Annotated in this window: 5 protein-coding genes; 4 read left to right on the top strand and 1 reads right to left on the bottom strand. The window is 64.9% G+C overall.

Annotated elements, in window-relative coordinates:
• From ACE3S9_RS15860 to ACE3S9_RS15845, 4 genes are all read left to right on the top strand, one after another.
• Positions 1-1,346: acyltransferase family protein (locus ACE3S9_RS15860; protein WP_374547446.1), on the top strand; the 1,346-nt coding region annotated here is incomplete at its 5' end.
• A gap of 86 nt (positions 1,347-1,432) precedes the next feature.
• Complete coding sequence (locus ACE3S9_RS15855; RefSeq protein WP_374547445.1) at positions 1,433-2,260, top strand: hypothetical protein; 828 nt, start codon at positions 1,433-1,435, stop codon at positions 2,258-2,260.
• 67 nt (positions 2,261-2,327) lie between these two features.
• Positions 2,328-3,530: a glycosyltransferase gene (locus ACE3S9_RS15850; RefSeq protein WP_374547444.1), complete on the top strand. Its 1,203-nt coding sequence runs from the start codon at positions 2,328-2,330 to the stop codon at positions 3,528-3,530.
• Positions 3,531-3,709: 179 nt separating this feature from the next.
• Positions 3,710-3,847: a hypothetical protein gene (locus tag ACE3S9_RS15845; RefSeq protein WP_374547443.1), complete on the top strand. Its 138-nt coding sequence runs from the start codon at positions 3,710-3,712 to the stop codon at positions 3,845-3,847.
• 57 nt (positions 3,848-3,904) lie between these two features.
• On the opposite strand, the gene ACE3S9_RS15840 is transcribed toward ACE3S9_RS15845, so the two are convergent.
• Positions 3,905-4,194, bottom strand: a 290-nt coding sequence (locus tag ACE3S9_RS15840) for a DUF4082 domain-containing protein (RefSeq protein WP_374547442.1), incomplete at its 5' end; no start/stop codon positions are given.

Here is a 4,194-nt window from a genome sequence, read left to right as displayed (position 1 = left end):
ATGGCTTCCGCCCGACGCCGGCGGTGGTCTCGCTGATCGCCGTCGCCGGCCTGCTGTGCATGGGCTATGCGATCTATTTCTTCAATTCCAACATGGCCTTCCCCGGACTGGCCGCCGCCCTGCCCTGCCTCGGCGCGGGGGCGGTGATCTATGCCGGCAGCGTCGCCGCCACGCCGGTCTCTCGGCTGCTCTCGTTCGCGCCGATGCGTTTCGTCGGCAAGATCTCCTATTCGCTTTACCTCTGGCACTGGCCCATTCTGGTCTTTCAGAAAATCGCGCCGTTCATTCCCGGATCGGAGTCCAAGATCGTCGCGCGCGGCGGCGTGATCGCGTTGTCCTTTGTTGCGGCGGCGCTGTCATGGCGGTTCGTCGAACAGCCCACCCGCGACCGCGCGCGTTTGGCCACGCCCGCTCTGGTCCGGGGCGCCTTCGCCGCCGCCGCCGCCATTTGCGTGGGCGGCGTGGTGATGACCGCGACCGGCGGCCTGCCCGGCCGCTATTCGCCCGAAGTCCTCGCCGTGGCGCGCTATCTCGATTACGATCAGGTACCGCAATTCCGCGTCGGCTCCTGTTTCCTGACGCGCGATTTCGATTTCTCGGCCTTCGATCCGAAAAGCTGCCTGCCCGACGAGCCTGGCAAACCGAATATCATCGTGGTCGGCGACAGCCATGCCGCCGCCTTGTCCCATGGCCTGCGCAAGACCTTCGCCGACGCCAATATCCTGCAGATTTCCGGCGTCGGCTGCCCGCCGGTGGTCGTCTTCCAACCCAATCCTCCGGCCTATTGCGCCCCCCTGCTCGATCTCGCCTTCCGCCAATTGCCCGAGCAGCGCAAGATCGCCGGCGTCTGGCTGGTCGCGCGCTGGAATCTCGGACGCGACCGCGCCGCGCCCGGCTGGAACGCCAATTGGCTCGACAATCTGAGCGACACCATCAAGGCTCTTCGCGCGCGCAATGTCCCGATCGCGCTGATCGGCCCCATGCCCGAATATTCCACGGAGCTACCGCGCCTGATCGCGCGCGATTTCCAGACCGGCGGCAAGGAAAAGCCGGCGACGGCGATCACGGCCTCAAGCCTGCATCTCGATCAGATCATGGCCGATTTCGCGCGCCGGGAGGGCGTCGCCTATATTTCGCTGCGCGAGGCGATCTGCCCGAACGATCTCTGTCCCGCGCGGATCGGCGACGTTCCCCTGCTGTTCGACACCGACCATCTGACTGATCGGGGATCCGAATTCGTCGCGGCGCGCATCAGCGCGCAATTGGAATCGACGACCGCCAGCCTGAAGCCGCCTGCCGCCCGGCCCGCCTTCGCGCGCGAGGGTCCATCGCGGGCGCTGCCCTGAGATCGGCGCCCCGCGAAAAACGAAATTTTGACACGGGAATGCGGAAAAATCCGAATGCGGTTTTTCCAACGAAAGTAACGACGACGATGCGAAAACGTGACGCCGCAGGATGGCTCCTGCTTTTCCTTTGCGCCACGGCGCCGATCCTTGCGACGACAGGCGCGAGCGCGCAGGCTTTGGACAATTGCGTCGGATCGAAGGATTTCATCCGCGAAAAACAACCCTTTGCGAAGGGTCGCTACCTGTCCTATCTCGCGTCCTGGAACAAGGGCGAATTGCTGGAAGGCCGGGACTATTGGCAGTGCCTGGCCTTCAACAGGGGGACCTATCCCGATGGACAGACCATCGCCTGGTCCTGGCCGAACCGGCCGCCGCCGTCGCGAGGCGTCTATAATTTCCTGGCCGTCAATTTCGGCAACTATTACGACACCATCGTGCCGCAGCCGATCCCGCCCAAGCCCGTCAGCGACATCAAGACGCTGAAGCAGAAATTCGACCTGGGCATTTCCGGCGACCTGGACGGTTTCGACGTCATCCAGGACTTCTTCCTGACGCGCGACCCCGGCAAATTCGACCATAAATTGTTCGAACTCGAAATCTTCCTGCATACGCCGAGCTATTCGCACGGCTATGCGCGGCAGGTGTCGCAGGTCGGCAAGATCACGGCCTCTGGCGTGCAATGGAATGTCAGCGTCGACAAGCACGCCGCCAACGGGCAGGACATCCTCGTTGTTCCGGCCAATGGCGCCGATCTCCTATCCGCCGAGATCGACACCAAGGCGATCCTCGACCAGCTCGTCGCAGCCGGCGTGCTGACGGGGACCGAATATTTCAACGGCCTCGGCCTCGGCGTCGAGGTCCGTCAGGGGTCCGGACGGCTCGACGTCCACAAACTCTCGACGGTTTACGAATGAGCGTCCGGCGTGTCGGCCCGCGCCGACACGCCGCTTACGCCCGATGGATTGATTGCTGGAGGCGCTGGTGACGGAATTGCTTGACGTGCGCGAAGAAAGCCGGCCGGGTCCGCAAGTCTCGCCTCGCCCCGAGGGCGCGCGGGGAGCCACCGCGAAACCGCGCAAGGTGATGATGTTCGTCTCGCATTATCCGGCGGGCGGGGCGCAGGAAATCATCGCGGATATCGGCCATGGCCTCGTCGCGAAAAACGCGCAGATCAAACTGCTGGCGCTCTATCCCGCCGGCAAGGCTCCGGTTGCGGGCGAGACCGATTGGGGCTGCGTCGTCCCAAACAAGCCGAAATCCGTCTTCGATCTTGTGCGCCTGCCCCTGACCCTGCTCCGGCAGATCCGGGAATTCTCGCCCGACGCCGTCATCAGCGCCCTGCCCGCCGCCAATCTCGCGGCGATTTTCGGCGCGGCCGTCGCAGCGCCCCGCGCGCGCGTGATCATCACGCATCATTCGGCCGTCCAGACCCATAATAAACTGTTCAACGCGCTCGACAGCTGGCTGGGCGGCTGGCGCAATGTCTTCAGGATCGTCTCCGTCTCCGACGCCGTGAGGCATTCGCTGCAGGACAAGCCCGCCGGCTACCGCGCGAAATGCGCGACGATCCGCAACGCCTTGCCGCCGCGCATCGAAGACGCGCTGGCGGAACTGGTCGCCAAGCGCGACGATTCCGCCGCGCCGCCGCGCACCGTGGTCGCAACCGGCCGTCTCTCCCGGCAAAAAAATTATCCCGCGCTGCTGCGCGCGGCGCGACATCTCCCGGATGTCCAGATTCTCATCATCGGAGGGGGCGAGGACGAACAGGCGCTCAAGGCGCTCGCGGCGGAGCTGGGCGTCGAGGACCGGGTGCAGTTCCTCGGCCGCAAGCCGCGCGAGGAAACGCTGGCCTTGCTGGCCAATGCCGGCGTTTTCGCCCAGCCGAGCCTGTTCGAGGGCCATAGCCTGGCGCTGGTGGAGGCGGCCAAGCTGCACCTGCCGCTGGTCGTGTCGAATGTTCCCGAACAGGTCGAGGCCGTAACGCTCGCCGACGGCCTGCAATGCGGCATGCTGGTCGATCCGGCGGACGATGTGGCGCTCGCCAAGGCGATCCGCGACACGCTCGACGATCCGGCCGCCTACAAGTCGTGGAGGGACAAGGCGAAGCTGCTGGCAGAATCCCTGCGCTACGACGACATGATCGCCGCCTATGACATGCTCCTGTCCGCGCAATATCAAACCTGATGCCTCGGTCTCCCGCCATGTCGAGGACCGAATTGGCGCAGGGGGCCGCCGCCTGCTCTAGCGCGCAGCCTGGAGGAGTCCGATCGTGCGAATTGATCGGCGAGGCGCCGCGTGATTCACGACTTCAGACAGAGCGGTTGAGAAATTCGTCACGCCGCCGAAGGAGCGCGGACAAAAGGATGATTTTCGCGCGGCTCTCCCAGATCGTCGACATGACGCGTCCGCTGGGCAAGCTCGCGGCAGCGATCGACCGGAGCTTTCTCGAATGGCGGCTGGCCGCCGCCCGCCCCGCCCACGAGCGCTGCTCTCCCGCCTGAACGCGCTGCCGCGGGCCCAACGGCGAGACGCCATCGCCTTCTGTCCGTACTGATCTCCTAAGCGGCGAGTTGCGGTTGGAACACGACGTCGGCCCAGTAGTTCGCCGCATTATATGTGTTGGTCGGGAAAAGGCCGGCGCTGTTGGTGCCGCCATAGGCGTAGACCCCGTTCCCGCCGGCGTTGGTCGTCGAGGGTGCCGTCAGCGAGCCGCTGGTCACATCGGCGGTGAAATAATTGTTGGTCGCCACATATTCGCCGCTCGTGTGATAGGACGCGACATAGGTGGTGTTAGCGGCGATCGGGACGGGCGTCGCCAGGGTCACGGTCTGCCAGCCGCTCGCAGACG

This window comes from Rhodoblastus sp. (assembly GCF_041915505.1).
Lineage (GTDB): Bacteria > Pseudomonadota > Alphaproteobacteria > Rhizobiales > Beijerinckiaceae > Rhodoblastus.
This window is presented reverse-complemented; position numbering and strand designations above follow the sequence as displayed.